The following is a 24,880-nucleotide window of genomic DNA, read 5'->3' as shown; positions in this document are numbered from 1 at the left end:
GGCGGGGCGCTCAGGCCTTCTTCGGGCCTTCCTCGGGGCGCGTCAGCCCCGAGGCACGCCATAGCCGATCGCATTCCGAACTTAGCGGCAGGGCGGCTTCGGCATAGGCCAGCGCCGTGCGCGCGACATCCTCGGCGGCGGCGGCCATCTCGGGCGCGCCGCGTTCGCGCAGCATCCTGAGGGCGTGCTGAAGGCGCATCGCGACCTCGATCAGCGGCGCGCCGTCGCGCGACAGTGCGCTGAAGGCGTCGCTGACCAAATGCGCGTCTGTCAGCACGGGGGCGTGGACGCGCGGATACGTCACCTCCTGCGCGGCCTTGCTGGGGCGGGCATGGTCAAGCAGCAGGCGTTCCAGCCGAAAGGCCACGTCGATCGCGGTGCCGGGGTCGTTGACCCCGGGCGACAGCGCCCGCGAGGCGATCTCGGACAGCACCAGCAGGCCGAAGCGCGGGTCCTGGTCGGCGGTTCGAACGCGACCGATATGGATCGCGTCCGCGATTTTCGCGTGGTGCTCGGCATCGCCGCCGATCGCGTGGCCCAGCGGTGTGTCATGGGTGACGTGATCGCCAGGCAGGACGGCGAGGTAGAATTCCGTCCCCGCCGCCTCGACACAGCTAGAGATCGCACCGGTGTCGATGAACTGGACATAGCCTCCGCGTCCGGCGCGTATCTTCCGGCAGCCGCCGGGTATCACGGCCGCCGCGCTCAGCGGCCGCGCGCCAAGGCTTGGCCGTTCGCGCCGGATCTCCAACGCCATGCGGGCCTGGCCCTCGATCTGGTCCAGCGTGTCGTCCATGAAGCCCAGCCGCGACAGATGTTCGATCCAGCGCAGGATCGCCACCACGACCATCGCCACCACCGCCACGGTGAAGCCGAAGACCACCACCGCCGCGCGATCGTCATAGACATGGGCGCGCATCAGGATGATCGACAGCAGCGAGAAGATGAAGGCGCCCAGGAAGGTGGCCAGCACGGTATGGGTGGTGGTGTCCTCCAGCAGCACGCGCTGCGCGCGCGGCGTGCTTTGCAAAGAGGCCTGCTGATAGGCGGTGACCATGATGGTCAGAGAGAAGGTTGTGACTGTCAGCATTGAGTTGGCGATGATGTTTAGCAACGGCAGCGCCGCGCCACGGCCGAAATTCTTGGCGATGCTGGCGGGGATGATGGGGCCCAGAAATTCGGCCAGCAGGGCCGCAACCAGCGCCAGGACGGCCAGGATCGCCGTGCGTACCCAAAGCTCGCGCGTGAGGCGCAGCAATTTCCAAAGCCGCTTCGAGTTCATCATGCCTCTCCCGGTCGCAGGCAGGCCGACCGTGCAGCCGGCGTCGGGGCCAGCATAGGGCAGGCCGCGACGAAATCGAGCACCTCTTGCGGCTGCGCGGCTTGGCCCTCATATCCACCCTAACCCGATAATGAAGGAGGCGTTCCATGGCCGAGGGATTGAAACTGACCTGCCTGGAGTGCGGCACCGTGAACCGCGTCCCCGAGGCGAAGCTGGGCGCGGGTCCGAAATGCGGCACCTGTGGGGCGCGGCTGAACGACGGCAAGGTGCGTGCGTTGGACCCTGCGATCTTGCAGAAGGCCACCAAGACGGACGATATTCCGCTGCTGGTGGATTTCTGGGCGCCCTGGTGCGGCCCGTGCCGGATGATGGCGCCGGAATTTCAGAAGGCCGCGCAGGCGCTGGCGCCCAAGGCACGGCTGGCCAAGATCGACACGCAAGATCACCCGCAGGTGGCGCAGCGCCACGATATTCGCGGCATCCCGGCGCTGATCCTGTTTCAGCGCGGCCGCACCCTGGGCCATCTGGCCGGCGCCCGCCCCGCGGCCGAGATCGAGGCCTTCGTGCGTAAGTCCGCCGGCGTTTCGGCCTGATCCGTCTGGCCTGATCCGTCTGGTCCGATCCGGCGCACCGGATCAGTCGTCGGGCAGCGTCATGCGTGTCAGAAGCGCGGTGATGACCAGTACCGCCGCCACCGCGCAGGCGTAGCCGATCGCCGACAGCATGGCGATGCGATAGGCGGCGTGGTCGCCGTGCTGGGCGCCGCCGAGTGCCGCGAAGAAGATCCCACCCATGATCGCCACCCCGAAGGCGATGCCGATCTGGCGGATCGCCTGGACCGCGCCGGCTGCCGATCCGGTATCGTCGGCTTCTGCCGCCGACAGCGCCAGCTGGTATAGCGGCGACACGGTATTGCCCATGCCAAAGCCGCCGATCAGGAACCACGGCGCCATCTGCAACCATGAGATCTGCGCCCCCATATGCCAGACCGCCCAGGCCTGCCCGGCAAAGCCCGCACCCAGCAGCAGCCCGCCGCCCAGGACGCGCCAGCGTACCCAGCGCGACCCGAACCAGCCGGTCACGAAAGAGGCGACCAGCACCCCCACGGGGAAGGGCGTCGTCGTCAGCCCGGATTGCAGCGGCGACAGCCCAAAGCCCGATTGCAGGTAAAGCGCGATGGTGAAGAAATAGCTGGGCACGGCCGAGAACAGCGCCGCGTTCAGCGCCCCGCCTTTCAGGAACCGGTCCGACCGGGCCAGCCGAAGCGGCAGAAGCTGCGGCAATTTGCGCTTCTCCTGGAACGCCTGCCAACGCACGAAGCCCCACCCCAGGAAGGGCGCCGCCACCACCATCGGCCACATCCACGACCGCCAGCCGATCGACGGCGCCTCGACCAGCGGCACCAGGACCGCCAGCATCGCCAGCCCCGCCAGAACGATCCCGACCGTGTCGATCCCCAGCTTGCGGTTGCCCTCGCCGCGCGGCACCAGCGCCAGGGCGCCGATGAATGCCAGGATGCCCACCGGGATGTTGACCAGGAAGATCGGCCGCCAGGTCAGGCCCAGGATGTCGGCATTGATCAGCAGGCCCCCCAGGATCGGGCCGGTTACCGAGGCCAGCCCGGCGGTCAGCGCGAACAACCCGAAGGCCGCGCCCCGCTGCGCGGGTGCAAACAGCGCCGGTACCAGCGCCAGGGTCTGCGGCGTCATGATCGCGGCCCCCATGCCCTGGACGACGCGCGCGCCGACCAACGTGCCGATCCCCGGCGACAGTCCGCAGACCAGCGAGGCCAGGGTGAAGATCACGATCCCCGCCATGAACAACCGTCTGCGGCCGAACAGGTCCCCCATCCGCCCCGCCGGCAGAAGAAGCAGCGCGAAGGAAAACGTGTAACCGGCCACGATCCATTCGATCAGGTTGGGGGCGGCGGAGAGTTCGGATTGCATCGACGGCATCGCGACGTTGACGATGGTGATGTCGATCAGGTTCATGAAGTTGGCCAACAGAAGCACGGCCACCGCCGCCCACTTGTTGACCGTCGCGGGGGCGTCGGCAGAGCTGAGTTCAGTCATCAATCGGTCCTGTTGAGTGCCGGGAAAGGTAGGAGGGGCATAGATCCTGTCAACCGGGTAAGGCGGCTTCGTGCCGGGGCTGCTGTCCGGGGGCGATGGTCTCTTGGCCCGTGGCCCTCGGCCCGGCTTGGTGAAGGCGCGGAATGTCACGTCGCGGGCGGAACTTCGCGCGCAAGGCAGGATTTCTCTGGTTTTCGGCGCCGCGAGTGGGGCAGATTGCCCCCAACGGCGGCCAAGACCGCGACAGGGTGAATTTCAAGGGGCGGAACGCGGCGATGACCAGGAGGACGGATTGCGGCATGGGGAACGGCGCCGGCGCGCAGGAACGCCGCTTGACCCGTGGCATGGGAACCTGGGGGGCGCCGCTGGCCGCGCTGAGCATTGCCGGGGCGGTCGCGGTCGCGATGCCTGCGCGGGCGGACGGCACGTTCTTTCAGCTCGACCGCTCAAGAACCGCAACCGGTGGGGTGCTGGCCGTACAGCGGGGGCGGGTGCAATTCGCGCTGAGCCGTTCGGATTGGAACGGCGGATTTCACTGGGTCGGGCGCGTATCGTGGCGTTTTCCGATCCAGTTCGGGTCGGTTCCGGTGACGCTCAGCCTCGGGCCGGCGGTGCAATATAGCCACCCCTCCGCCTGGCGCGGCGGGCTTTCCGTTGCGGCGGAAAGCTACAATCCCACCTCCTGGGGCAGCCTCTATCTGCTGAGCGATCTGAGCACGATCGACGCGGGCTATTTCTTCCTGGCCCAGTTCAACCACAAATCCGGCGTCAGCCTGGAACTGGCGGCGGTGGGCAACAACGCCCATTATGCCGACAGGACGGTGACGCTGGATTACCGTTTCCCAAATACCCCCTACAGCCTGCGTCTGGGGCGCAAGCTGCAGGCGCGCGAGACCTACATCGGCTTTTCGATCAACACCTTCTAGGGCCATGCCCGGGTGTCACGGGCATGGCGCGCGGATCAGGGATTCGACGCGCTTGACAAGGCCGGTCTCATGCGCCAAACAGCGCGCCGTTGGGGTCGTAGCTCAGTTGGGAGAGCGCGTCGTTCGCAATGACGAGGTCAGGGGTTCGATCCCCCTCGACTCCACCAAGTTCTCCTTAGAAGATCAGAAAAATCAACGAGGTGGAATGGTCGGGAATTTGCGTCCACCACTCAAACCCTGTTTTGTGCGTAGGCAGCTTCGGTTCTGCCCGCGATAGCTTGGATCGCTTGTGTCATCCCGTCACTCCATCAAGGCTTTTCCCGAACTTCTCCGACGCCCCCGTGCGCCCTGTCTGTTTCGAGAGATTGGCGGTCGGTATCTATCTCACGAAGCTCAGCTCCCAGGAGCGCTTGAAGATCGGCCATTTCCTTTAGTGTCTTAGCGAGCCGAATCTCATAGGACCGGCGCCTCGTTTCCTTCTTTTCGTTGATCTCCGCGTGCGTCTGCTATTTTTCTAGGCTCTGGACCCATTGATTTCCGCGTAGGGGCGTGATTCACGGTTAGAAGACCGAGCGGTGAACATGTCTGATCTCTTCTGGCTGAGCGACGCGCAGATGGCGCGTCTTGAGCCTTTCTTCCCAAAGTCACACGGTAAACCAGGGGTCGATGGCCGACCTGTGTTGATCGGAATTATCTTCTTCAATCTCAATGGCTTACGATGGCGTGACGCTCCAAGCGCTTACGACGAGATATGCGCGAAAGTTGGTGACGCTTGATCAGGCGGCGGTTTGAAGGTGGCAGAGACCGTCGCGGAACTCGACCCCCTGGATGATCTCCGACAGTCGGTTTTGGCCATCGAGTTTGCGCCATTTTTTCTGCGTCGCCATCATCAGCCTCGGAAACAGCGCAAGAAAACTGTGAAGTATGACAAGCGCCGATACAAACAAACGACGCAACCGGATCGGGATCATGTTCGGCAGGTGACCTGCCACGGGATTTTTCCTCCACCGTCGATTAGAGTCCGCGCCAACTTGAGGACGGACAATGAAGCGAACGCGATTTACGGACGAGCGGATCATCGGCATCCTGACCGAGCACGAGGCAGGTGCGAAGTGCGCGGACCTGTGCCGCAAGCACGGCATGTCGGAAGGCACCTTCTACAACTGGAAGGCCAAGTTCGGCGGCACGACGGTGTCGGAGGCGAAGCGGCTGAAGGCGCTCGAGGATGAGAACGCGAAGCTGAAGAAGCTGTTGGCCGAGCAGATGTTGGATCTGGCGGCGATGAAGGAGCTGGTTTCAAAAAAGCGGTGACGCCTGCCGTGAAGCGCGAGGCGGTCGCGCATCTGAGGGCCCAGTTCAGGCTCTCGGAACGGCGGGCGTGCCGGATTGCCGGGGCGGATCGCAAGATGGTCCGCTACCAGACGCAGCGTGCGCCGGACACGGCGCTGCGCGGGCGGTTGCGGGAGCTGGCCAACGAGCGTCGGCGGTTCGGCTATCGGCGCCTCTACGTGCTGTTGCGCCGCGAGGGCGAGCCTTCCGGTATCAACCGGATCTATCGGCTCTACCGCGAGGATGGAGGAGGATCAGAAAACAGTCCGGGGGACTGTTTTCCCGACGACACTGGCGGTGCGCAAACGGAAGGCGCGGCGCAAGGCTGTCGGAACGCGAGCCCCGATCCTGGTCGAGGCGCGGCCCAATGCGCGCTGGTGGCTGGATTTCGTCCATGACCAGTTCGCCAACGGCCAGCGCTTCCGGGTGCTCAATGTGGTCGACGACGTCACCCGGGAGTGCCTCGCTGCGATCCCGTTCGCCATCGGCCTCGAACCGATGGCGGCTCGATGGCTCACCCTCGATCTCGGGGCGCCGTGTGGCGCGTGAACTGACGGCCCTGATCGAACGCCGCGGCAAACCCGGAATGATCGTCAGCGATCGAGCCATTGGAACGCCATTGGTCCGAGAGACAATGGCGAGGGGCACCGAACTGACCAGTAACGCGATCTTAACCTTCGCAGCCACCCACCGGATCGAGTGGCACTACATCGCGCCGGGCAGGCCGATGCGAGACACGGCTTCGTGGAGAGCTTCAACGGGCGGATGCGCGATGAGTTGCTCAACGAGACCATGTTCCGCAACCTGGCCCACGCGCGGATCGTGATCGCCACTTGGGCCGCCGACTATAACACCGAACGCCCGCACTCGGCCTTGGACTATCAGACACCGGCTGACTACGCGCGGAGCCTGACCACCGCAATCGCCCGCCCCGCTGCGCGAGATGATAGCTCCGCGCGTCGGGCGATTGCTCAACCTGCGCCGATCGGCGTAAACACCAACCGGGTTCCGGTCACGGCTGGATGAAAGACCCGTGGCAGGTCACAGGCTCAAGGATTGGCGGCGTGTGGCAACAAGATATGACCGCTGTCCGAAGGTCTTCTTCTCAGCAATCGCACTCGCTGCAACCGTCATCTATTGGCTATGAGGCCTGACCCTAGGGCTATTCACACAGATTAGGGTGAGCCGAAATAAACATGCCTCGTCTTGGAAAATCGATCAGAGTCCCCACAGCTTTGGAAGCGAAGCGCAATTACCAAGATAAGCCGGGCGCCGGTTGGGCTGGGCAATGTCGGCCTCCGTCTGCAACAATGCGTCGCACCCGCGCAGCCTCAAGTCTACGTTGGCGAATACGCAGGAACTCCTTTCGGAGCCGATAGAGAAGCGGTCCCTTGAGCCTTCGGTTCTTCCGTATCACGGTATCCTTGCGTTCGGTAATCCTGAGGCACTCGGGAATCGACCTTTCCGCACCCTCATAACCGCCAAATTGCGCCTGAGTGCATGGTGCTGGCTCAAACTGCCACACAGGCAGACCATGTCCTCGGGTGCCGCGGTCAGCAGGGTAAGGGTCGAACAGAAAGTCGTCGACCGTACGCGCGATCCATGCCGTAGATACCAGTGCCTGAGCCGCCTGGGGCCATAGCAGATAGGCCGCGCTACTTGGTGCCAGACTCCGCAATCTACTGATCCCAACATCTTGGCAGATAGCGATCGGGGCTTCCAGAAGCAACGAACGCGACAATCCATCAAGCCGGATCACGCCAGGGTGGGGATGCTGCACCATCTTCTCGACCGATGTACGAAACTGTTCCGAGAACAAAAGATCGTCCTCTAACACAAGACCTGGCTGATCTGAGCGCGCAATCTTCTCCCAGCAATCAAGGTGACTTCGAAAGATCTCAATGTCGCTTGGGCCAAGGGCCCAGCGATCGCTGCGCCACTTCCCCGGTCGGTATCGCGCTGGAGGTTGCCAATCTGGTGCCTTGATATCGACAGCCAGCGCACGGTTCACCACCAATTCCGGCCAGAGACGCTTCAGTTCCCCCAGCATGTATGCACGGCGCTCTGTCGCTCGGTCGAGATTGATCAGGAATGCTTGCATCGGTCATCATCCACTTCAGATCGCCAAAATGGAATGGCCGATGCCGGGGGAAGATCCGGCATGTTGTCCACGTCCAGAGGATGTGGATATTCCGCCTCCCGGCAGGCATCCAACGAAACTCGGTCGAGACGCAAAAAGGTCAGCTCGACGAAAGGCGGAACGAGTGCCTTGCCGATCCGGACAGGCGCTGCAACGTTGTTGACGTGCGTGTGGCAAAGGACATGGGTACGGGCCAAATGCCGGAATAACCTATCCAGCCTGTCTCGATCGGGGCCGAACAACATGCGATCGATGAAATGCATCTCGAGAACGATAATGCGGAATCGCGACAGCAATTTCTCCGACGCGCAGAGTAGCACGTCATATTCTGAACCTTCGATATCCATCTGCATCAGCAAGTCGCCAGACGAGGGCGCGGTGCGTGACACCCAGGAGTCGAGGGTCATGTAGCCATCGGCCATTGCCGGCCCGATCATCATCTTCTCGAACCGCATGTTGGGATGGAGGTGCGAAGGCCTGTCGACGGAACCGTCTGCCAGGAAGCATGCCAGTCCGCTCTCTGCCATCTCCAAATCGAAACCGGTCGTGTCAGATACTCCGGGGGAATAGAGCGCGGTCAGTCCTGCGAGATCGTCGGGCAATAAGTACCCGCCGTCCTGGTTGGGACCGCACCTGACAAGCGGGTGCCCGGTCTCAACTGGACGGAAATGTGAAAGCGTCGCGGCTATCAGCGCGCGCTCCTGTGCAGAAAGCGCAGCGTACTTCTGCCAAGCCTCGGCATTCGCCTTGCGCGCATGGCGTCGATACAGCCTCTTCTTGTTGAGGCGCGCAAGTACAGCACGCATTGTCGGTCTCCCGTTGTTGTCCGGCGCACATGATGTTGACGCCCATCCGAAGTAGAGTTCCTTGCGCGGAGCGAGCTCGACCCTTCCGTGGGATGATCCAGTGCTGTTCACTTCATACTCCAAGGAGTGAAGAAGCACATTCAGAGCGGGAACATCAAGGGACCTCCCGGTAAAAGCGTAAGCGCTGTTCATCTGATGGTCTGCTCCTCGCTGACCCTCGACCGCTTCATTGTCCGTCTCCTTGTTGGAGCGGTCTCTGCCCAAAACTGGAGGAAGATACAGAACGCGGATCACAAGGTGTGACCGGACGCGCAAAATACGCGCTCGCCTTGCTCATGATGCTCCATCCTGCGCAGGAGTTGGAGCCTCCGGCAAACCCGGCGCGGTTCAGACGGGCGGACATCGCCTCTACCAGATAGCAGCAGATCGGCACGATAGGGAACGCGAAAGCGATGTGGTGCCCGGAGGTCGCGCATGGCGAACTCAATGCCCGTCCGTGCGCTTCTTGGAACATCATCTTGGTCTCCGGTTGCCCTTCGCGGGCCGATCGTGCTTTTGGGCAAGACGTTCCGCGCGCGGGCTTCTAAACTGCCCCCGAATGACATCGGGACAGGGGGATGTGGCGTGATGCGGGGCGACAGGGACGATTTGGCGGTCACCGGGGCGGGTGCAGGGGCGCGCGGGACCGAGCCGGTCACCCTGGGAATGGCCGCGGTTGCGCGCCGGGTCTTCGAGGGCCGGGATCTGCAGCCGCTGTTCGATGCGATGATCGCCCGGCTCGATGCCGATCCGACCGATGCCGCCGCGCTGATGGATCTGGCAACCATCTTGCAAAGCCACGGCCGCACCGATGAGGCCGCCGCCCTGCGGGCCGAGGCGGTGGCGCTGTCCCCGACCTTTGCCACCCCGCATGGTGACGGCTCCGGCCCGCGCCTATTGGCGCTGGTCACGCCGGGGGATTTCATGTCCAACACGCCGGTCGATTTCCTGCTGTCGGGGTCGGACGTGACGCTGCTGACGCACCATGTGGATGAGACCATCGAAAGCCTGACCGATCTTCCGCCCCATGACGCGCTGCTGATGGGGGTGGCCGAGGCGCCGGCCCACCGTGCCACGCTGGCGCGGCTGGACGCGATCAGGGAAAGCTATCGCGGACGGATGCTGAACGGAAATCCCGCGCGGATCGCCGGGCTTACCCGCGACGGCGTCTCGCGGCTTCTGGCCGATATCCCCGGCGTTCTCTGCCCAGCGACCCTGCGCGCCGAACGTGCCGCGCTGGCGGCGGTGGCGGCGGGCGCGCCGCTTGAAGGGCTGCATCCGGGGTTGTGCTGGCCGTTGGTGCTGCGCCCTGTGGGCACCCATGCCGGCGAGGGGATGGAACGGGTTCTCGATCATCACCATCTGGGCGCGATCCTCATGGTGAATGAGGCCCACACCTTCTATCTGGCCCCGTTCGTCGAATACATCGGCAAGCAGGGCCTTTACGCCAAGGCCCGCGTCGTGCTGATCGGCGGACGGCCCTATCCGGTGCATCTGGCACTGTCGGACCACTGGATCGTGCATTACCTGTCGGCCGCAATGTCCGGCAACACCGACCGTCGCGACGCCGAGCGAGAATGGTTCGAAACCTTCGACGACGAGGGTGGTTTTGCCCATCGCCACGCCGCCGCCTTCGCGGCGATGCAGGCGCGGGTGGGCCTGGATTACTGGGGCCTCGACTGCGCCGAAACCGCCGATGGCCGGCTGCTGGTGTTCGAGATCGACACCGCCCTGATCGTCCATGACATGGACGACGCGGAAACCTTTCCCTACAAGCGCCCCGCAGTGCACCGGTTGTTCCGGGCGTTCCGCGATCTGGCTTTCGGGGCCTGACCGCCGAGGCCGGGACCCGGGCGCTAGTTGCCCAGCTTGGCGTGAACCTCGTCCAGGTCGACCTCGGCCAGCGGCATCTTGTTGCCCGGGTTGTCGAAATCGTATTTGAACAGCTCGAAGTCGCGCTTGTAGATCTCGCGTACCAGATGCATCGAGAGATCGTCGAAATAGGCCTCGACCGGTTGGGCACGTTTCGGCCCGTGGCCTTCGCTTTCATTGAACCGCGGCACCTGTTTCAGATCCACCTTCACGGGCGTCTCGATATGGTCGAGCACGACCTGCATCCCTTCGTCGAATTTCTCGGTGAAGAAGATGTGGTCGTAATGTCCGCCATTGGCGATGAAGGTCGAGATATGGCCAGACATCGCGGACCAGTGGATGTCGGGCTCCATCGGCTTGCGCCAGCGGATCGTGTCGCGCGCGAACAGCAGGAAACGGCGGAAGCTGGCGATCTGGTCGAATTCGAAACCGGTCTCGGGGTCTCCGACCTCGATGCCGTATTTCTGCACCAGCATCGGCACCAGCTTGCCGCGGTAGCGCTTGCCGTTGCGCTGGATGCCGCAGATCTTGTCGAAGAAGGACGACAGGATACGGGTGTAGGGATTGCGCACGCAGGTGAAGGCATAGGATTTGTGGGCGCGCGCATTGGCCTCGATCAGCGGCTGGCTGTGCTCTTGCGCCCATTTGTGCAGGCCTTCGGTGGAATCGTGGATGTCACCGTCGAAGAACCGCCCGTGATCCGAATAATACAGGATCTGCCCGATCGACGAGCAGGCGCATTTCGGCACCACCCGGTAGACGACGCTTTCGCTTTCGGTCATCCAGGTTCCCGGAAATCCCATGCTCTTGTGCCTCCTCTGGCCCAGGCCGGGCCGCCCGGGCAAGCGCCCGCACAATTCCCGACAAAAAATCAAACAAGTCCTGTCATTTCAACAATTGATGCAGCTATTTTGGGGAAAGAATGGGGCAGGAGGCCGGCAAGGCACCGGCCCAGGACGTGTCCGCGACCAGCCAGGGACGGGCCTAGGACGGGGCAAGGACGGGGATAGGTTCACTGCGATGACGAAGATCGCCTTCATATTGCTGTGTCACAGGGATCCCGACCGGATCATCGCCCAGGCCGAACGCCTGACCGCGGCCGGGGATTGCATGGCGATCCATTTCGACGCCCGCGCCTCGGATCAGGAGTACGCCAAGATCCGCGCCGCGCTGAAGGACAAACCCGCCGTCACTTTCGCGCGCCAGCGGGTGCGCTGCGGCTGGGGCGAATGGAGCCTGGTGCAGGCGACGCTGAACGCGATCGAGGCGGCGCTGGAAAGCTTCCCCGACGCGACCCATTTCTACCTGCTGTCGGGCGATTGCATGGTCATCAAGACGGCCGAATACGCGCATGATTTCCTGGGCCGCGTGGACGCCGACTATATCGAAAGCTGCGATTTCTTCACCTCTGGCTGGATCAAGACCGGGCTGAAGGAAGACCGGCTGAACTATCGCCACTATCTAAACGAGCGCAAGCACAAGCGACTGTTCTACTGGGCATTGAAGATGCAGCGCTGGCTACGGCTGAAACGCAAGATCCCGGAAGACCTGCAGGTGCAGATCGGCAGCCAATGGTGGTGCCTGCGCCGCCGCACCATCGAGGAGATCCTGCAATTCCTGCGCGAGCGCCCCGATGTGCTGCGCTTCTTTCGTACCACCTGGATCCCGGACGAGACATTCTTTCAGACCCTTGTGCGCCATCTGATCCCCACGGATCAGATCCAGAGCCGCAGCCTGACCTTCCTGCTGTTCACCGATTACGGAATGCCGGTGACCTTCTACAACGACCATTTCGATCTGCTTCTGGGGCAGGATTACCTGTTCGCGCGCAAGATATCTCCCGACGCGACAGAGCTGAAGGCGCGGCTGGGACAGTTATACACGGCCAAGGGCGTGACCTTCCCGATCTCGAACGAGGGGCGGCAACTGTTCGAGTTCCTGACGGGGCGCGGCCGTGTCGGGCGCCGCTTCGCCCCGCGTTTCTGGGAGACCGAGACCAGCCTGGGCCGCGAACGCGAACTGATGATCGTGACCAGCAAGAAATGGCATGTCGCCAAGGGCGTGGTCGAACGGATGCGCCAGGTCACCGGGCTGCCCGCGGTCGACTATCTCTTCAACGAAGAGAAAACGCCGCTGCCCGATCTGGGCGGGCTGGAGATCACATTGGAAAAACGCACCCGCCACCGGCGGGCATTGGTGCGGATGCTGTTCGACTATTATCAGACGGACAAGCTGATCATCTGCATGGATACGGCGAACCTGGATCTGATGCAGGATTTCTACGCGGACCAAGCCACCACCCGCGTGCTGGAGATCCAGTGCGAGCTGTCCGAAGCCTATCTTGTCGGCCACGCCCGGCGGATCGGGCTGGCGGGGGACAATACGCCTCCGGACGTGCTGGAGCGGCTGCTGCCGACGATCCGGCAAGACGTGTCCTTCGAAAGCGACCGCATCCGCGATGCCGGTTTCACGGGCTTCCATCGGCTGCGCGAACGTGCTTCGGTGGCCGAGAATTCCGTGTCGCTTGCCGCCTTCCTCGGTGTGTCCGAGGATCAGGCGCATCAGATCGCGGCGACCCCGAACCTCTTTGCCGATTGAGGACAGAATGCCCTACAGCTACGACGACCAGAATGTTTTCGCCAAGATCCTGCGCGGCGAGATCCCCATCAAGACCGTGCTGGAAACCGAACACAGCCTGGCCTTTCACGATATCGGCCCGCAGGCGCCTGTGCACGTCCTGGTGATCCCCAAGGGCGCCTATGTCAGCTATGACCATTTCGCGCGCGAAGCGACGGATGCCGAGATCGTCGACTTCACCCGCACCATCGGCCGCGTCTGCGAGATGACGGGTGTGACGCTGGATCAGGGCCAGGGCTTCCGGGCGATATCGAACGCGGGCGCGCATGGCGTGCAGGAGGTGCCGCATCTGCATGTCCATATCCTGGGCGGGCGGCGGCTGGGGCGGATGCTTCCGCAACCCGAATAGGCGCTCAGTATTCCGCCGCCGCGCGCCCGGCCCAGCGGCCGGTCGCCAGGCAGGCGGTCAGCAGGTAACCGCCGGTCGGGGCCTCCCAATCCAGCATCTCGCCGGCGGCGAAGACGCCGGGCAGGACGCGCAGTTGCAGCCCATCGGTCAGGGCGGCGCGGGTGATCCCGCCGGCGACCGATATTGCCTCGTCCAGCGGGCGGGGGCCGGCCAGCGGCAGGGGCAGCGCCTTCAACAGGCCGGCCAAGGCGGCGGGATCGCGGGGCAGGGGGCGCGCGACCTCCTGCGCCAGCGCGATCTGCAGCGGCGAAAGCCCCGCCTTGCGCAGCCGGTTCGACAGGCTTTCCTTGCCCCGCCCGGCAAGCTTTGCCGCCAGTGCGTCGTGGTCGCGGTCGGGGGCGAGATCCAGCACCAGCGTCGCGCCTTCGCGCAGCGCGCGCGACAGGGCATAGATCCCGCCGCCCTCGATGCCCCGGGCCGAGATCACGAATTCGGCGCGCAGGTGCTGGCCCCCGGCGTTCAGCGCCACGCCCTTCACCGGCTGGCCGAAATGGCGCGCCATATGGTCGGACCAGGCCACGCGAAAGCCCATGTTGGCAGGGGCGAAGGGGGCGATTTCCACCCCCCGATCCGCCAGCCAGGGCGCCCAAGCCCCATCGGACCCCAGCCGCGACCAGCTGGCGCCCCCAAGCGCCAGCACCGTGACGCGCGGGGCGATCAGGCGCGGCCCCTCGGGCGTGGTGAAGGCCAGGCGCTCTTCACGAAATCCGGTCCAGCGCCAGAGGCGGCGCAGCGTGACCCCGGCATCCCCCAGCCGTGCAAGCCAGGCGCGCAGCAGCGGCGAGGCCTTCATCGCCTTGGGAAACACCCGGCCTGACGAGCCCACGAACAGGGTCTGCCCCAGCCCCTCGGCCCAGGGCGCCACCTGGTCGGGGCCGAAGCCCTTCAGCATCGGCGCCAGCCAATCCCCGGCGTCGGCATAGGCCGACAGGAACGCGGCGAAATCTTCGTCCTTTGTCAGGTTCAGCCCCGACTTGCCGGCCATCAACAGCTTGCGTCCGGGGCTGGGCATCGCTTCGGCCACCACGACGCGGCGCCCGGCGCGGGCCATCTGTTCGGCCGCCATCAGCCCCGCCGGTCCCGCGCCGACCACCAGCGCGTCGATCTGTTCCGCCGTTTCGCCCATGCCGCCCATCTGCCAGCGAAAAAGGCCCCGGCGCAACCGCCGGGGCCTGGTTCAGTCCAAGCTCTGGCCGATTACTCGGCGTCTTCCTTGTTGCGCTCCGGCGCGATTTCCTCGCCGGTTTCCTGATCGACCATCTTCATGCCAAGGCGCACCTTGCCCCGATCGTCGAAGCCAAGCAGCTTGACCTTCACCTCCTGGCCTTCCTTGAGCAGGTCGGACGGGTGGTTGAGGCGCTTGTTGGCGATCTGGCTGACATGGACCAGGCCGTCGCGCTTTCCGAAGAAGTTCACGAAGGCACCGAAATCGACCAGCTTCACGACCTTGCCGGTATAGATCTTGCCTTCTTCCGGCTCGGCCACGATCGAATGGATCATGTCATAGGCCTTCTGGATCGCTTCGCCATTGGCCGAGGCGATCTTGATCACGCCGTCGTCGTTGATGTCGACCTTGGCGCCCGAGACCTCGACGATCTCGCGGATCACCTTGCCGCCCGAACCGATCACTTCGCGGATCTTGTCGGTCGGGATCTGCATGGTCTCGATGCGCGGCGCGTGGGCCGAGAATTCGCTCCGGCCTTCGCTCAGCGCCTTCGACATCTCGCCCAGGATGTGCATCCGGCCGTCTTTCGCCTGCGCAAGCGCCTGTTCCATGATCTGGGGCGTGATACCCGCGACCTTGATGTCCATCTGCAGGCTGGTGATGCCGTCCTCGGTTCCCGCGACCTTGAAGTCCATGTCGCCGAGGTGATCCTCGTCGCCAAGGATGTCGGTCAGCACGGCGTACTGGCCGTCGTCCTCAAGGATCAGGCCCATGGCCACACCGGCGACTGGTGCCTTCAGCGGCACCGCCGCATCCATCATCGCAAGGCTTGCGCCACAGACCGTGGCCATCGACGAAGAGCCGTTCGATTCCGTGATCTCCGACACCAGGCGAATGGTGTAGGGGAAGTCGGTCGCCGCCGGAAGAACCGCCTGCAGCGCGCGCCACGCCAGCTTGCCATGCCCGATTTCACGACGGCCCGGAGGGCCCACGCGACCGGCTTCGCCGACCGAGTAGGGCGGGAAGTTGTAGTGCAGCAGGAAGTTCGAGCGGGAGTTGCCGTGCAGGGCGTCGATGATCTGCTCGTCCTCGCCGGTGCCCAGCGTGGTGACCACCAGCGCCTGGGTTTCGCCGCGGGTGAACAGCGCCGAGCCATGGGTGCGCGGCAGCAGGCCCACTTCCGACACGATCGGCCGCACCGTGGTGCGGTCGCGACCGTCGATCCGTGCGCCGCCCGAGATGATGTCGCCGCGCAGGATCGAGGATTCGAGCTTCTTGAAGGCCGAACCGAGGTTCGGATCCGCCTGCTCTTCCTCGTTCAGCGCTTCCTTGATCGCGGCCCGCGCAGCCGAGATCGCCTCGGTCCGTTCCTGCTTGTCGCGGATCGCGAAGGCGGCGCGCATCTGGGTTTCGCCCGCGGCCTTCACCTTGGCGTAGAGCGCGCTGTAGTCGGGCGGCTGGAAGTCGAACGGCTCTTTCGCCGCGGCTTCCGCGAGGTCGACGATCAGGTCGATGACCGGCTGCATCTGCTCGTGGCCGAATTTCACCGCGCCCAGCATTTCGGCTTCCGACAGCTCGTAGGCCTCGGATTCCACCATCATCACGGCATCCTTGGTCCCCGCGACGACCAGGTCCAGGCGCTGCTCGGGATTGTCGCGCAGCTTCTGCATGTCGTCGACTTCGGGGTTCAGGACATATTCGCCGTTGGCGTAGCCCACGCGGGCGCCGGCGATCGGGCCCATGAAGGGAACGCCCGAGATCGTCAGCGCGGCCGAGGCCGCGATCATCGCCACGATATCGGGCTCGTTCACCAGGTCATGCGACAGCACCGTGCACATCACCAGCACTTCGTTCTTGAAGCCGGGGACGAACAGAGGGCGGCAGGGACGGTCGATCAGCCGCGCGGTCAGGGTTTCCTTTTCCGAGGGCCGGGCTTCGCGCTTGAAGAAGCCGCCGGGCACCTTGCCGGCCGCGTAGTATTTTTCCTGGTAGTGAACCGTCAGCGGGAAGAAGTCCTGCCCCGGCTTCGGTTCCTTGGCAAAGGTCACGTTGGCCATGACGGAGGTCTCGCCCAGCGTGGCGATGACCGAGCCGTCGGCCTGGCGGGCAACCTTGCCGGTCTCCAGCGTAAGCGTCTCTTCGCCCCACTGGATGGATTTTTTCACTTCGTTGAACATCTAGCGTATCCTGTAAGGGAGCGCTCCCGGCCCCTGCCGGGTCTCCCGTTCTTGCTGGCGGCCCCATTGCCGCCGCCCCCAATCCTTCTTGCACGCGCCCGGGGGCCCAAAGGCGTCACGTCTCAGATGGGCGGGCCATACAGGAAATCCCGGCCTTTGGAAAGCCGTCTCGGCGGTCGTTAACCGCGCGTTAGCCCTTTTGCGATGCTCTTGCGGCTATGGAAATCGGTGTACATCACCAGTCCGAGTGCTGGATCGAGCACATGTTCGCCGCGAAGGCGGTTACCCGGGGCGGCGTGATCCGCAGATCGGTCGCCTGGGTGGAGCATGAGATCGGGCGCGAGCGGCTAATCGCGGAAGTGCGCGCCCGGGGATTTTGCCTGCTCGAATGTGGTGGGCAGTTCGTGGTCATCTGCCAGCGTGGCGCGATCCGAAGGCTGGTATGATTTGCCGAGAGGGCATTGAATTTTCGGCGAAAATTCATGGCATGAGATTCATTGTACATGACAGGGGCGCCACCACACTCCATCCCGTGCCGAGAGGGGCAGAACCGGATGCGCATCTTTGCCCAGAAGGGCACCGTAGTCGCGCGCCCGAATGCGGCGAACGGTGACGGGCCAATACAAAGCACAACGCCCGCTCCTGCGGGAACGGGCGTTCTCTATTGACTGTCGAACAGCTTAACGGCGAATGCCGAGCTTGCTGATCAGGTCCTTGTAGCGCGCCTCGTCCTTGCCACGCAGATAGTCCAGCAGCTTGCGGCGCTGCGCGACCATCATCAAAAGGCCACGGCGCGAATGGTTGTCCTTCTTGTGGCTCTTAAAATGCTCGGTCAGCGTGGAGATGCGCGAGGTCAGGATCGCCACCTGCACTTCGGGTGAGCCGGTGTCGCCTTCCTTGGTGCCGAATTCCTTGATGAGGCGGGTCTTCTCTTCTGCCGTGATCGACATCGGGGTCTCCTTCTTCGAAAGGGTCATGGCACAAGCCGGGATGTCGTCCAGCAGGGCCCTTGGAGTAAGCCGCCCGAATGGCGGATCGGGGGCGTATAAGCGCTCTGGCCGGAAAAGAAAAGCCCCCGGCGCGCATGCCCCGGCCTCGGAACGGCGGATCGATAGAATTTTAGCTATTTCATGCTTCGCCTGCCATGTTTGGGCCACCTTCGAATGCGACAAAATATGTATGATGTCAAATAGTTAACAAAATTCTTGGTTAACGAAACCCGCCGGGGTGGCGGAAGCGGAGGTGTGGGTATGTTGGGGCTGGCAGGTTTGCTGGGAATGTTGGCGATGGGGATCTTCGCCGATCTTGCAGGGGCGGAGCAGGAAGAACCATCGCCCGAGTCGGACGAATCCGGCGACGGGGGCGGCGACCTCGGGCAAGGCGAGGAGTCCGCGGCTAGCAGCATGCTCGACTACGTGCTTGGCGAAGCGGATCTTCCAGCCAATGAAACGGCTTCGACGCAGGACATGGAGGTAACGGCAGCGGCTGGCATCGCGCTGGAAGGCACCGAGGGCCAGGATATCCTGTCGGGCCAGGAAGGCAACGACACGATCGAGGGGCTGGGTGCGGACGATCAGATAAACGGGCGCGCGGGCGACGACAGCCTGTCGGGCGGCGCGGGAAATGATTGGCTGGTGGGCGAAGATGGGGCTGACAGCTTGGCCGGCGAATCCGGCCGTGACACGCTGGTTGGCGGCGACGGCGACGATCAATTGCGGGGCGGCGCAGAAAACGACATGCTGGCGGGCCAGAACGGGGATGATCTGCTGATCGGCGGCGCCGGGCACGACGCGCTGATCGGTGGCGCGGGGGCCGACAGCCTGCTGGCCGGGGCCGGCGACGATGCGCTTCAGGGCAACGGCGGCGACGATCACCTGATCGGCGGCTTCGGTGCCGACACCATCGACGGGGGCGATGGGAACGACCTGATCCTGAGCGGCGGCAGCGCCGATCCCTTCGCGGTCGCGGGCGAACACGACGGGGTGGATTACCTCAACGGCGGTACGGGCGATGACCTGCTGGTTCTGGGCGCGCTTGACCACGCGACAGGCGGAGAAGGCGCCGACATCTTCGCGTTTGGCGAATGGGGAACGGCGGGCCCCGCGATGATCCATGATTACGATCCCGCCGAGGACCAACTCGTGCTGGTCTATGATCCCGCAGCGCATCCTGACCCGCGTCTGAGCATAGACGCCGCCCATGAGGATGGCTCGGTCTTTCTTTCGCTCGACGGGATGCGGGTGGCCGAGGTGGCCAACGGAGAAGGGCTTAGCCCACACGACGTCACGCTGCGGGCGCTGAACAATCCCCAGGCCGCCTGACGCGCCGCAGCCGCCCGGGGTAACGGTCGGGGCGGTGCGGTTCCACCGGGCGGGCGCGACGCCGGCCCAGCGTTTCCTTCCGACGTGCGGGCCCCGGCCCCAGGGCGCCGGTCAGGTCCAAAGTTCGGGCTGCCTGTCGTAGCCGATGTAAAGCGGATGCTTCGGCTGCCCCGCCTTCGTCAGACCCAGATGATAAAGCGGCAGCCTGGTGGCGCGCAGCAGCGCCTCGACCCGGGCGCCGCGGTCGAGATGCGCGCCATGGCTGCCCCAGGCGCAGACGATCCGGTCGGCCCAGCCGGTACTTTCGAGGATCGCGGTATCGTTTCCCGGCCCGACCGGATCGGGGGCCGCGCGCATCTTGCGAGGGTCGGTGTCGCGCCACGCGAAGATGTTGCACACGCGGAAGGCGCCGAACCCCAATGTCCGGGCGCGGCGTTCGCAGCGCTCGACCGTGGGGTCGTTCTGCATTTCGGTCGCGGTCGACGGGTTGAGCATGATGAACAGCGCCTTCCGCCCCGCCGGATCCCAGGTACGGGTCAGCAGGTAGCGGTAGCTTTCGCAATCGGAATAGACGGCGGTCGAGGGCGCGTCGCCCTTGGTATGGGTGCGGGTGATCATGCGTGATGTTTCGCGCGGCGCCGGGCAGGGTGCAAGGGGCTGGCCGGGGCCTTGCCACCGGACCCCCGGTAAATTCGGGCCGGAAAGGAGATTAGCGGTTGAACACCCGGCTTGGGTGCAACTCGCCGGCCCGGTAGCTGCCCACGGCGATCGCGCGGCCCTTGAAGCTGGCCCAGGCCTCGTCGCCGTATTCCAGGTCCGAGGCAAATACCATGCCGGGGTTGCCGTTGCGCAGCCGCGCCGCGCCCTCGGGCGTGGCCTTCAGCTCCGGCAGGTCGGCCAGGCCGGTTTCCAGTGGCAGAAGGCGGGCGTCCAGCGCCTCGCTGCGCGCCTTTGCGTCGATCTCGTCCAGGCCTAGCCCGTCGTCCGCGTCGAACGGGCCCGACCAGGTGCGCCGCAGCCAGGCGACATGGCCCAGGCAGCCCAGCGCCCGGCCCAGGTCGCGGGCGATCGCGCGCACATAGCCGCCCTTGCCGCAGACCATCTCCAGCTCTGCGTGATCGGCGTCGGGGCGGGCGATCAGTTCCAGGCTTTCAACCCATAGCGCGCGCGCGGCCAGTTCCATTTCTTCGCCGTCGCGGGCAAGATCATAGGCCCGCGCACCATCAACCTTCACGGCCGAGAATTGCGGCGGGACCTGCTCGATCTCGCCCCGGAAGGCGGCCAGAGCGGCGCGGATCTCGTCGTCCGAGGGGCGGCTGTCGGCGGCTTCGATCACCTCGCCCTCGGCATCGTCGGTGGTGGTGGCCGCGCCGAAACGCACCTGGAAGCGGTAGCATTTCAGCGCGTCGGTGATATAGGGCACGGTCTTCGTCGCCTCGCCCAGGGCCACTGCCAGCACCCCCGTCGCCGCCGGGTCAAGCGTGCCCGCATGGCCCGCCTTCCGGGCGTCGAATGCCCAGCGGACCTTGTTCACGACAGCGGTCGAGGTCACGCCTGCCGGCTTGTCGACCACCAGCCAGCCCGAAATGTCGCGCCCCTTGCGTTTGCGTCCCATGATACCCTCCGTCGCGGCGATGTGCCTGCTAGCGCGGCAGGCGGCGTGGGTCAACCGCAGCCAGGTGGGGGCACGCGAAGGCTCGGGCGCGGGGGCGCCGCGGGGGCGCCCGGGGCGCCGTGGCCTTCGCCGCCCTCAGCCCCGCCCGATCACCATGCCCACGATCGGACCGATCGGCAGGCCCGCGTCCTCGCGCCCCAGCCCCGGCGCATAGAGACGCGAGATGGATCCGTCGAGATAGAGCGCGTCGGGCGTGTGCAGATCGTCGCGAAAGAGGGACGCGAAATCGTGGAAGCTGACCGGCTGGTTCGAGATCGCGAAATAGGCGGTCTTGCCGTCGGCGCTGACGCCCACGCCATTGCGGAGGTGAAGCGAGGGCGAATCCTGCATGAAGCGGGCGTGCAGCGCCCCATTGATAACCAGCATCGGCCCCGATTGGGTGGCGTAGCGGCAGGACGGTGGCGATTTGGCGAATGCGCGGCTTTCGATCACCGCAAAGCCCTGGCCACGACCCTTGATGCAGAACACCCCGTTCGGCAGCATCCCGAAATTGCCCGGCCCGGCCGAGGTGACGATGCCGTGGACCTGTTGGCCGTCGATCACCGTCAGGCCCACCGGCTGGCGATCGGCATGGAACATGCCCGCGTTCATGGCGAAGGCCAGTTGCTTGCCGTCGGCGCCCAACTTCGCGCCCACCCGCTCGAATGAGCCATAGGGCGTGCCGTCGGGGGTGTTCTGCCAGATCCGAAGATCGTCGCCCGCATGCACGGTGCAAATCGTGTAGGCCCGCCCCTGGAACGAGGTGTCGCGGCAAGGCCCGGCCGGTGACGCCGCCTTCGCAGCCGGCGACAGCAATGCCGGCAGCAGGGCGATCGCGGCGGCCCGCAGCATTCAGTCCGTCCCTTCCGCGCCGCCTTCGTCGTCTCGTGCGGCGATGTCGCGGCGGACGGTCTCGTCGGCGAAAAGACGGCGGGTCTCGTCCATCTGATCGAAGGTCTTGTCGATCTCAAAGCGCAGTTCGGGCGCGTATTTCAGCGTCATCTCGCGCGATACCAGATGGCGCAATTCCTTGCGGTTGCGGCGCAGCGCGGCCAGCGCCTCGTCCACGCCCTCGCCGCCCAGCGGCATGACATAGGCGGTCGCGACCTTCAGATCGGGGGTGCAGCGGACCTCGCCCACGGTGATCGACAGGCGGTTGAGTTCGGGGTCGTGCACGTCGCCGCGCAACAGCACGTCGGACAGGGTGCGCCGGATCAGCTCGCCCACGCGAAGCTGGCGTTGCGAGGGGCCCGGGCCGGTATTGAAGCGGTTGCTTGCCATGGCGTCCATCTAGGCCGTTTCGATCGCCGCGGCAACCGGGCTTTGCCATGGCGCGCGGAAACGGCTAAGCCTCGCCGCAAGGGCTGGGTGCGCGCGGCGCTGGGCCGTTCGGATGAGGGAGCATGTCATGGGCGAATTGCCGGGGATCGTTGTGACCGGGGCGTCGGGACGGATGGGGCAGATGTTGATCCGCACCGTCCTGGAAAGCGACAAGGCGCGGCTTGTCGGCTGCCTGGAGCGCCCGGGCCATGATTGGATCGGCCGCGACGTGGGCACGGCGATGGGCGGTGCCGAGGTCGGCGTCACGGTGACCGACGACGCGCTCGAGGCCTTCGCCAGGGCGCAAGCGGTGCTCGACTTCACCGCTCCGGCGGCGACGGTGGAATTTGCCAAGCTGGCCGCGCAGGCCCGCGCGGTGCATGTGATCGGCACCACCGGCCTGGCGCCCGAGGATATCGAGAAGATCGGCAAGGCCGCCCATCATGCGCCGATCGTGCGCGCCGGCAACATGAGCCTGGGCGTCAACCTGCTGGTGCGCCTGACCCGCCAGGTCGCGACGGCGCTGGATGCCGATTTCGACATCGAGATCGTCGAGGCCCATCATCGCCACAAGGTCGATGCGCCCTCGGGCACGGCACTGATGCTGGGCGCGGCGGCGGCGGAAGGCCGCGGCGTGGATCTGGACACGGTTTCCGACCGCGGCCGCGACGGCATCACCGGCGCGCGCGAGCGCGGTCATATCGGTTTCTCCGCGGTGCGGGGCGGCGATGTGGTGGGCGAGCATGAGGTGATCTTCTACGGCGCCGGCGAACGCATCGCGCTGCGCCACATGGCGACCGACCGGGCGCTGTTCGCCCGCGGCGCGCTGAAGGCGGCGCTTTGGGCGCAGGACCAGGCGCCCGGCGAATACGACATGATGGACGTGCTGGGCCTATAGGGGGCTTGCGGGTTTCGGCGCCGGGGCTTTCACATCCCCGGCCCCCCAAGCGATACCTGTGCCATAGTGAAGGCAAGGAGCCCCTTCTTTCATTGTTCCCAAAAACGCCGGGGGTGCAGGGGGCAGCGCCCCCGCCGCTGACATCCGCACGACAGCAGGCGCTCCGCCTGGCCGGAATGATGCGGGGTCAGCCAGAGAGGGTACGGCGCACCGCGTCCTTCCAGCCGGCATAGAGCACGTCGCGCCGTTCCTCCGCCATTTGCGGCTTGAACCGCTGATCGAGCGCCCAGGTTTCGGCGAAGCCGTCCGGCCCGGGGCACAGGCCCGCCTGCATTCCCGCCAGCCAGGCTGCGCCCAGCGCCGTGGTTTCCAGAACGCGGGGGCGGTCGACCTCGGCGCCCAGGATGTCGGCCAGGAACTGCATGGTCCAGTCGCTTGCCGTCATGCCGCCGTCGACGCGCAGCACCTCGCCACTGCCACTGTTGCCGTCCCGCCCCATGTCTGCGGCCATCGCCTCCATCAGGTCGCGGGTCTGGTAGCCCACGCTTTCCAGCGCCGCGCGCGCCACCTCGTTCGGGCCGGTGCCGCGGGTCAGGCCGAAGATCGCGCCGCGCGCGTCCGGATCCCAATAGGGCGCGCCAAGACCGGTGAAGGCGGGCACCAGATACACCGCCTGTTCGGGGTCGGCCTTCTCGGCCATCGGCTGGGTCTGGGCGGCGGTCTCGATCAGTCCCAGCCCGTCGCGCAGCCATTGCACCACGGCGCCCGCGATGAAGATCGATCCTTCCAGCGCATAGGTCGTGCGGCCGTTCAGCCGGTAGGCAACCGTGGACAGCAGGCGGTTTTCGCTATGCACCATCCGGTCACCGGTGTTGACCAGGGCGAAGCAGCCGGTGCCATAGGTCGATTTCACCATGCCGGGGCGAAAGCAGGCCTGGCCCATGGTCGCGGCCTGCTGGTCACCCGCCACCCCGAGGATCGGGATCTTCCCGCCCAGCAGCGTGGTCGTGCCGAAATCGGCCGCGCAGTCGCGGATCTCGGGCAGCACCGACATCGGGATTTCAAGCAGCGCGCAGATCTCGCTGTCCCAGTCGCCGGTGGTGATGTCGCACAGCATGGTGCGCGCCGCGTTGGTCGCGTCGGTGGCATGGACGCGACCTTCGGTCAGCTGCCAGATCAGGTAGCTGTCGACGGTGCCGAAGGCCAGCTCGCCGGCCTCGGCCCGGGCCCGCGCGCCTTCGATGTTGTCCAGGAGCCAGGCAAGCTTGGTGGCCGAGAAATAGGGATCGAGCAAAAGCCCGGTGCGCGCGCGCACGATATCCTCGTGCCCCGCGTCGCGCAGCCGGGCGCAGGTGTCCGCTGTGCGCCGGTCCTGCCAGACGATCGCGCGGTGCAGCGGCTTGCCGGTGGCGCGGTCCCACAGCAGCGTGGTTTCGCGCTGATTGGTTATCCCGATCGCGGCGATCCCCCCGTCGCCCACCTTGCGCGCCATCGCCCGGCAACTGCGCAGCGTGGTGTCCCAGATATCCGCAGGGTCGTGCTCGACCCAGCCGGAATGGGGGAAATGCTGGGGAAACTCCTCTTGCGCCGTGTCGATGACGTTCAGCGCCGTGTCGAACAGGATCGCCCGGCTGGACGTGGTGCCCTGGTCGATCGCCAGAATATGACTCATGCCGCCTCCGCTTTTAGCCGCATCCAGGTGTCGAGTGCGGCAACCTCCTCGTGGTTCATTCTGAGCCCCAGCTTTGTTCTTCGCCAGAGGATATCGTCTGCGGCGCGGGCGAATTCGTGGTCGATGAGCCAGCGGACCTCGGCCTCGGTCAGGGAGGCGCC

General features: G+C 65.3%; 22 protein-coding genes, 1 tRNA gene and 4 pseudogenes. 12 read left to right on the top strand and 15 right to left on the bottom strand.

Translation table 11 applies throughout. The annotated features are described in order from the left end of the window. Window positions 1-10 precede the first annotated feature (10 nt). Window positions 11-1,285 (bottom strand): DUF2254 domain-containing protein, encoded by a 1,275-nt coding sequence (locus BLV97_RS16800; RefSeq protein WP_081824929.1) that lies wholly within the window; start codon window positions 1,283-1,285, stop codon window positions 11-13. A 143-nt stretch (window positions 1,286-1,428) separates the two neighbouring features. Here BLV97_RS16800 and trxC point away from each other — a divergent pair, with 143 nt between their 5' ends. Beyond that, window positions 1,429-1,875: a thioredoxin TrxC gene (gene trxC / locus BLV97_RS16795; RefSeq protein ID WP_035839394.1), complete on the top strand. Its 447-nt coding sequence runs from the start codon at window positions 1,429-1,431 to the stop codon at window positions 1,873-1,875. Between the two features lie 42 nt (window positions 1,876-1,917). Here trxC and BLV97_RS16790 read toward each other — a convergent pair whose 3' ends face one another. Then, a complete protein-coding gene (locus BLV97_RS16790) occupies window positions 1,918-3,354 on the bottom strand; it encodes an MFS transporter (protein WP_035839391.1) in 1,437 nt (478 codons plus the stop codon). A 275-nt stretch (window positions 3,355-3,629) separates the two neighbouring features. On the opposite strand from BLV97_RS16790, the gene BLV97_RS16785 reads away from it, so the two are divergent. The 3 genes and pseudogenes from BLV97_RS16785 to BLV97_RS16775 form a co-directional block, all read left to right on the top strand. Next, window positions 3,630-4,280 (top strand): hypothetical protein, encoded by a 651-nt coding sequence (locus BLV97_RS16785; RefSeq protein ID WP_143037568.1) that lies wholly within the window; start codon window positions 3,630-3,632, stop codon window positions 4,278-4,280. Between the two features lie 91 nt (window positions 4,281-4,371). Continuing rightward, window positions 4,372-4,447: transfer RNA gene (locus BLV97_RS16780), tRNA-Ala, on the top strand. Between the two features lie 414 nt (window positions 4,448-4,861). Continuing rightward, window positions 4,862-5,023, top strand: a pseudogene (locus tag BLV97_RS16775) (transposase); the annotation flags it as partial. 33 nt (window positions 5,024-5,056) lie between these two features. Here the strand turns inward: BLV97_RS16775 and BLV97_RS16770 are convergent. Further along, window positions 5,057-5,191 (bottom strand): annotated as a pseudogene (locus BLV97_RS16770) (IS256 family transposase); the annotation flags it as partial. Window positions 5,192-5,324: 133 nt separating this feature from the next. Between BLV97_RS16770 and BLV97_RS16765 the strand changes: the two are divergent. Then, window positions 5,325-6,635: pseudogene (locus BLV97_RS16765) on the top strand (IS3 family transposase). 19 nt (window positions 6,636-6,654) lie between these two features. After that, a pseudogene (locus BLV97_RS20895) lies at window positions 6,655-6,756 on the top strand (IS5/IS1182 family transposase); the annotation flags it as partial. A gap of 105 nt (window positions 6,757-6,861) precedes the next feature. Here BLV97_RS20895 and BLV97_RS16760 read toward each other — a convergent pair. Together BLV97_RS16760 and BLV97_RS16755 are read right to left on the bottom strand one after the other, a co-directional pair. Continuing rightward, on the bottom strand, window positions 6,862-7,710 hold the full coding sequence (locus BLV97_RS16760; RefSeq protein WP_081824969.1) for a glycosyltransferase family 25 protein: 849 nt from the start codon (window positions 7,708-7,710) through the stop codon (window positions 6,862-6,864). Further along, a complete protein-coding gene (locus tag BLV97_RS16755; RefSeq protein WP_051645947.1) occupies window positions 7,695-8,555 on the bottom strand; it encodes an FkbM family methyltransferase in 861 nt (286 codons plus the stop codon). Before BLV97_RS16755 ends, BLV97_RS16760 begins: the two co-directional genes overlap by 16 nt. A 627-nt stretch (window positions 8,556-9,182) precedes the next feature. Between BLV97_RS16755 and BLV97_RS16750 the strand changes: the two genes are divergently transcribed. Further along, the gene (locus BLV97_RS16750; RefSeq protein WP_210184803.1) at window positions 9,183-10,427 is read left to right on the top strand and encodes an ATP-grasp domain-containing protein; all 1,245 of its coding nucleotides are present in this window, start codon (window positions 9,183-9,185) and stop codon (window positions 10,425-10,427) included. Window positions 10,428-10,450: 23 nt separating this feature from the next. On the opposite strand, the gene BLV97_RS16745 is transcribed toward BLV97_RS16750, so the two are convergent. Next, complete coding sequence (locus BLV97_RS16745) at window positions 10,451-11,269, bottom strand: sulfotransferase family protein (RefSeq protein WP_035840460.1); 819 nt, start codon at window positions 11,267-11,269, stop codon at window positions 10,451-10,453. 217 nt (window positions 11,270-11,486) lie between these two features. Between BLV97_RS16745 and BLV97_RS16740 the strand changes: the two genes are divergently transcribed. Together BLV97_RS16740 and BLV97_RS16735 are read left to right on the top strand one after the other, a co-directional pair. Beyond that, a complete protein-coding gene (locus BLV97_RS16740; RefSeq protein ID WP_035840458.1) occupies window positions 11,487-13,064 on the top strand; it encodes a DUF5928 domain-containing protein in 1,578 nt (525 codons plus the stop codon). 7 nt (window positions 13,065-13,071) lie between these two features. Next, window positions 13,072-13,452: an HIT domain-containing protein gene (locus BLV97_RS16735; RefSeq protein ID WP_035840456.1), complete on the top strand. Its 381-nt coding sequence runs from the start codon at window positions 13,072-13,074 to the stop codon at window positions 13,450-13,452. Between the two features lie 4 nt (window positions 13,453-13,456). Here the strand turns inward: BLV97_RS16735 and BLV97_RS16730 are convergent, their stop codons facing one another. Next, window positions 13,457-14,617 (bottom strand): TIGR03862 family flavoprotein, encoded by a 1,161-nt coding sequence (locus BLV97_RS16730; RefSeq protein ID WP_035840480.1) that lies wholly within the window; start codon window positions 14,615-14,617, stop codon window positions 13,457-13,459. Window positions 14,618-14,709: 92 nt separating this feature from the next. Beyond that, complete coding sequence (pnp, locus tag BLV97_RS16725; RefSeq protein WP_035840455.1) at window positions 14,710-16,854, bottom strand: polyribonucleotide nucleotidyltransferase; 2,145 nt, start codon at window positions 16,852-16,854, stop codon at window positions 14,710-14,712. Window positions 16,855-17,072: 218 nt separating this feature from the next. On the opposite strand from pnp, the gene BLV97_RS16720 reads away from it, so the two are divergent. Further along, the gene (locus tag BLV97_RS16720) at window positions 17,073-17,300 is read left to right on the top strand and encodes a hypothetical protein (protein WP_035840453.1); all 228 of its coding nucleotides are present in this window, start codon (window positions 17,073-17,075) and stop codon (window positions 17,298-17,300) included. Between the two features lie 234 nt (window positions 17,301-17,534). On the opposite strand, the gene rpsO is transcribed toward BLV97_RS16720, so the two are convergent. Continuing rightward, the gene (rpsO, locus tag BLV97_RS16715) at window positions 17,535-17,804 is read right to left on the bottom strand and encodes a 30S ribosomal protein S15 (RefSeq protein WP_035840478.1); all 270 of its coding nucleotides are present in this window, start codon (window positions 17,802-17,804) and stop codon (window positions 17,535-17,537) included. Window positions 17,805-18,257: 453 nt separating this feature from the next. On the opposite strand from rpsO, the gene BLV97_RS16710 reads away from it, so the two are divergent. Then, on the top strand, window positions 18,258-19,175 hold the full coding sequence (locus BLV97_RS16710; RefSeq protein WP_160169164.1) for a calcium-binding protein: 918 nt from the start codon (window positions 18,258-18,260) through the stop codon (window positions 19,173-19,175). A gap of 111 nt (window positions 19,176-19,286) precedes the next feature. Here the strand turns inward: BLV97_RS16710 and BLV97_RS16705 are convergent, their stop codons facing one another. The 4 genes from BLV97_RS16705 to rbfA all read right to left on the bottom strand — a co-directional run bounded on the left by BLV97_RS16705 (window position 19,287) and on the right by rbfA (window position 22,110). Further along, on the bottom strand, window positions 19,287-19,793 hold the full coding sequence (locus BLV97_RS16705; protein ID WP_035840449.1) for a DUF1643 domain-containing protein: 507 nt from the start codon (window positions 19,791-19,793) through the stop codon (window positions 19,287-19,289). 91 nt (window positions 19,794-19,884) lie between these two features. Further along, window positions 19,885-20,790, bottom strand: coding sequence for a tRNA pseudouridine(55) synthase TruB (gene truB / locus BLV97_RS16700; protein ID WP_035840446.1), 906 nt, complete (start codon window positions 20,788-20,790; stop codon window positions 19,885-19,887). Between the two features lie 135 nt (window positions 20,791-20,925). Beyond that, window positions 20,926-21,678, bottom strand: a complete 753-nt coding sequence (locus BLV97_RS16695) for a phosphodiester glycosidase family protein (RefSeq protein ID WP_035840468.1) — start codon at window positions 21,676-21,678, stop codon at window positions 20,926-20,928. A 3-nt stretch (window positions 21,679-21,681) separates the two neighbouring features. Continuing rightward, a complete protein-coding gene (rbfA, locus tag BLV97_RS16690; RefSeq protein WP_176992665.1) occupies window positions 21,682-22,110 on the bottom strand; it encodes a 30S ribosome-binding factor RbfA in 429 nt (142 codons plus the stop codon). 127 nt (window positions 22,111-22,237) lie between these two features. Between rbfA and dapB the strand changes: the two genes are divergently transcribed. Continuing rightward, window positions 22,238-23,047 (top strand): 4-hydroxy-tetrahydrodipicolinate reductase, encoded by an 810-nt coding sequence (gene dapB, locus BLV97_RS16685; RefSeq protein ID WP_035840443.1) that lies wholly within the window; start codon window positions 22,238-22,240, stop codon window positions 23,045-23,047. A gap of 187 nt (window positions 23,048-23,234) precedes the next feature. On the opposite strand, the gene glpK is transcribed toward dapB, so the two are convergent. Both glpK and BLV97_RS16675 read right to left on the bottom strand, forming a co-directional pair. Next, window positions 23,235-24,719, bottom strand: coding sequence for a glycerol kinase GlpK (gene glpK, locus BLV97_RS16680; protein WP_035840440.1), 1,485 nt, complete (start codon window positions 24,717-24,719; stop codon window positions 23,235-23,237). Further along, the coding region (locus BLV97_RS16675) for a glycerol-3-phosphate dehydrogenase C-terminal domain-containing protein (RefSeq protein WP_280138208.1) at window positions 24,716-24,880 on the bottom strand (165 nt) is incomplete at its 5' end. The genes glpK and BLV97_RS16675, both read right to left, overlap by 4 nt.

Origin of the sequence: Allgaiera indica (assembly GCF_900106675.1) — a bacterium.
Classification (GTDB): Bacteria; Pseudomonadota; Alphaproteobacteria; order Rhodobacterales; family Rhodobacteraceae; genus Acidimangrovimonas; species Acidimangrovimonas indica.
The sequence above is the reverse complement of the archived record's forward strand: the minus strand, read 5'-3'. Positions and strand labels throughout refer to the sequence as shown.

What these genes read in the sequence shown, in the direction of transcription:
- BLV97_RS16740 (WP_035840458.1), top strand. Translation starts at nt 11,487, where the DNA reads ATGACGAAGATCGCCTTCATATTGCTGTGTCACAGGGATCCCGACCGG.
- BLV97_RS16790 (WP_035839391.1), bottom strand. Translation starts at nt 3,354, where the DNA reads ATGACTGAACTCAGCTCTGCCGACGCCCCCGCGACGGTCAACAAGTGG.
- glpK (WP_035840440.1), bottom strand. Translation starts at nt 24,719, where the DNA reads ATGAGTCATATTCTGGCGATCGACCAGGGCACCACGTCCAGCCGGGCG.
- BLV97_RS16735 (WP_035840456.1), top strand. Translation starts at nt 13,072, where the DNA reads ATGCCCTACAGCTACGACGACCAGAATGTTTTCGCCAAGATCCTGCGC.
- BLV97_RS16710 (WP_160169164.1), top strand. Translation starts at nt 18,258, where the DNA reads ATGCTCGACTACGTGCTTGGCGAAGCGGATCTTCCAGCCAATGAAACG.
- BLV97_RS16800 (WP_081824929.1), bottom strand. Translation starts at nt 1,285, where the DNA reads ATGATGAACTCGAAGCGGCTTTGGAAATTGCTGCGCCTCACGCGCGAG.
- BLV97_RS16755 (WP_051645947.1), bottom strand. Translation starts at nt 8,555, where the DNA reads ATGCGTGCTGTACTTGCGCGCCTCAACAAGAAGAGGCTGTATCGACGC.
- BLV97_RS16760 (WP_081824969.1), bottom strand. Translation starts at nt 7,710, where the DNA reads ATGCAAGCATTCCTGATCAATCTCGACCGAGCGACAGAGCGCCGTGCA.
- rpsO (WP_035840478.1), bottom strand. Translation starts at nt 17,804, where the DNA reads ATGTCGATCACGGCAGAAGAGAAGACCCGCCTCATCAAGGAATTCGGC.
- BLV97_RS16785 (WP_143037568.1), top strand. Translation starts at nt 3,630, where the DNA reads ATGACCAGGAGGACGGATTGCGGCATGGGGAACGGCGCCGGCGCGCAG.
- BLV97_RS16745 (WP_035840460.1), bottom strand. Translation starts at nt 11,269, where the DNA reads ATGGGATTTCCGGGAACCTGGATGACCGAAAGCGAAAGCGTCGTCTAC.
- rbfA (WP_176992665.1), bottom strand. Translation starts at nt 22,110, where the DNA reads ATGGCAAGCAACCGCTTCAATACCGGCCCGGGCCCCTCGCAACGCCAG.
- BLV97_RS16750 (WP_210184803.1), top strand. Translation starts at nt 9,183, where the DNA reads ATGCGGGGCGACAGGGACGATTTGGCGGTCACCGGGGCGGGTGCAGGG.
- dapB (WP_035840443.1), top strand. Translation starts at nt 22,238, where the DNA reads ATGGGCGAATTGCCGGGGATCGTTGTGACCGGGGCGTCGGGACGGATG.
- BLV97_RS16720 (WP_035840453.1), top strand. Translation starts at nt 17,073, where the DNA reads ATGGAAATCGGTGTACATCACCAGTCCGAGTGCTGGATCGAGCACATG.
- trxC (WP_035839394.1), top strand. Translation starts at nt 1,429, where the DNA reads ATGGCCGAGGGATTGAAACTGACCTGCCTGGAGTGCGGCACCGTGAAC.
- truB (WP_035840446.1), bottom strand. Translation starts at nt 20,790, where the DNA reads ATGGGACGCAAACGCAAGGGGCGCGACATTTCGGGCTGGCTGGTGGTC.
- pnp (WP_035840455.1), bottom strand. Translation starts at nt 16,854, where the DNA reads ATGTTCAACGAAGTGAAAAAATCCATCCAGTGGGGCGAAGAGACGCTT.
- BLV97_RS16705 (WP_035840449.1), bottom strand. Translation starts at nt 19,793, where the DNA reads ATGATCACCCGCACCCATACCAAGGGCGACGCGCCCTCGACCGCCGTC.